Here is a 2527-nt window from a genome sequence, read left to right as displayed (position 1 = left end):
GGACCGTGTGTCTTAGACGCTAGATCAAGGTAGAAAGGGCGTACGGTGGATGCCTTGGCACTAGGAGCCGATGAAGGACGCGACGAACAGCGAAATGCTCTGGGGAGTGGTAAGTACACATCGATCCAGAGATCTCCGAATGGGGGAACCCACCGCCGGGAGACTGGCGGGACACCCACGTGAATACATAGCGTGGCGTGAGGCATACCCGGGGAACTGAAACATCTAAGTACCCGGAGGAAGAGAAAGAAAATTCGATTCCCTGAGTAGCGGCGAGCGAAACGGGAACAGCCCAAACCAGGAAGCATGCTTCCTGGGGTTGTAGGACACTCTACACGGAGTTACAAAGGGATAGGGTAGGTGAACGACCTGGAAAGGTCGGCCAGAGAAGGTGACGGCCCTGTAGCCGAAACCCCATCCCCTCCAGAGTGGATCCTGAGTACGGCGGGACACGTGAAACCCCGTCGGAATCCGGGAGGACCATCTCCCAAGGCTAAATACTTCCTAGTGACCGATAGTGAACCAGTACCGTGAGGGAAAGGTGAAAAGCACCCCGGAAGGGGAGTGAAAGAGATCCTGAAACCGTATGCCTACAAGTAGTCAGAGCCCGTTCACGGGTGATGGCGTGCCTTTTGTAGAATGAACCGGCGAGTTACGATGGCGGGCGAGGTTAAGCCGATGAGGCGGAGCCGCAGCGAAAGCGAGTCTGAACAGGGCGCATCAGTCCGTCGTCGTAGACCCGAAACCAGGTGATCTACCCATGTCCAGGATGAAGGTCAGGTAACACTGACTGGAGGTCCGAACCCACGCACGTTGAAAAGTGCGGGGATGAGGTGTGGGTAGCGGTGAAATGCCAATCGAACCTGGAGATAGCTGGTTCTCTCCGAAATAGCTTTAGGGCTAGCCTCGAGGTGAAGAGTTCTGGAGGTAGAGCACTGATTGGACTAGGGGCCCCCACAGGGTTACCGAATTCAGTCAAACTCCGAATGCCAGCAACTTGTACTCGGGAGTCAGACTGCGAGTGATAAGATCCGTAGTCGAGAGGGAAACAGCCCAGACCATCAGCTAAGGTCCCCAAGTGTATGTTAAGTGGAAAAGGATGTGGCGCTGCACAGACAACTAGGATGTTGGCTTAGAAGCAGCCACCATTCAAAGAGTGCGTAATAGCTCACTAGTCGAGTGGCGCCGCGCCGAAAATGTAACGGGGCTAAACATACCACCGAAGCTATGGATCCCGTAAGGGATGGTAGGAGAGCGTTCCAAGCAGCAGTGAAGCGGTATCGTGAGGAGCCGTGGAGCGCTTGGAAGTGAGAATGCCGGTGTGAGTAGCGAAAAGAGGGGTGAGAATCCCCTCCGTCGAAAGCCTAAGGTTTCCTGAGGAAGGCTCGTCCGCTCAGGGTTAGTCTGGACCTAAGCCGAGGCCGAAAGGCGTAGGCGATGGACAACAGGTCGATATTCCTGTACCGCCGTACCACCGTTTGAACGATGGGGGGACGCAGAAGGATAAGGTGACCGTGCGACTGGAAGTGCACGGACAAGCAGCGAGGCCGTCGGGTTGGCAAATCCGCCCGGCATACAAGGTTGAGCTGTGACGTGGAGCCCGTAGGGCGAAGCACCGGATTTCACGCTGCCAAGAAAAGCCTCTAGTGAGGAGGTCGGCGCCAGTACCGCAAACCGACACAGGTAGGCGAGATGAGAATTCTAAGACGCGCGGGATAACTCTCGTTAAGGAACTCGGCAAAATGGTCCCGTAACTTCGGGAGAAGGGACGCTTATGGCAACATAAGCCGCAGTGAATAGGCCCAAACGACTGTTTAGCAAAAACACAGGTCTCTGCTAAATCGCAAGATGAAGTATAGGGGCTGACGCCTGCCCGGTGCTGGAAGGTTAAGGGGATGTGTCATCGCAAGAGAAGCACTGAACCGAAGCCCCAGTAAACGGCGGCCGTAACTATAACGGTCCTAAGGTAGCGAAATTCCTTGTCGGGTAAGTTCCGACCCGCACGAAAGGCGTAACGATTTGGGCACTGTCTCAACGAGAGACCCGGTGAAATCATAGTACCTGTGAAGATGCAGGTTACCCGCGACAGGACGGAAAGACCCCATGGAGCTTTACTACAGCCTGATATTGAGGCTTTGTACGCGATGTACAGGATAGGTGGGAGTTTGTGAAGCCGGAGCGCCAGCTTCGGTGGAGACACCCTTGGGATACCACCCTTTGCGTATAGAGTCTCTAACTCGCAGCCGTGATCCGGCTGGAGGACCGTGTCAGGCGGGTAGTTTGACTGGGGCGGTCGCCTCCTAAACAGTAACGGAGGCGCCCAAAGGTTCCCTCAGAATGGTTGGAAATCATTCGAAGAGTGCAAAGGCAGAAGGGAGCTTGACTGCGAGACCTACAAGTCGAGCAGGGACGAAAGTCGGGCTTAGTGATCCGGTGGTTCCGCATGGAAGGGCCATCGCTCAACGGATAAAAGCTACCCTGGGGATAACAGGCTGATCTCCCCCAAGAGTCCACATCGACGGGGAGG

The 2527-nt window shown here is 55.4% G+C and carries 1 rRNA gene; it reads left to right on the top strand.

Annotation, left to right across the window (positions count from 1 at the left end):
* Nucleotides 1-22: 22 nt before the first annotated feature.
* Nucleotides 23-2527: ribosomal RNA gene (locus tag Q9R25_RS14845) — 23S ribosomal RNA — on the top strand; the annotation flags it as partial.

It is taken from the genome of Exiguobacterium sp. BG5(2022), assembly GCF_031844365.1.
Classification (GTDB): Bacteria; Bacillota; Bacilli; order Exiguobacteriales; family Exiguobacteriaceae; genus Exiguobacterium; species Exiguobacterium profundum.
The sequence above is the reverse complement of the archived record's forward strand: the minus strand, read 5'-3'. Positions and strand labels throughout refer to the sequence as shown.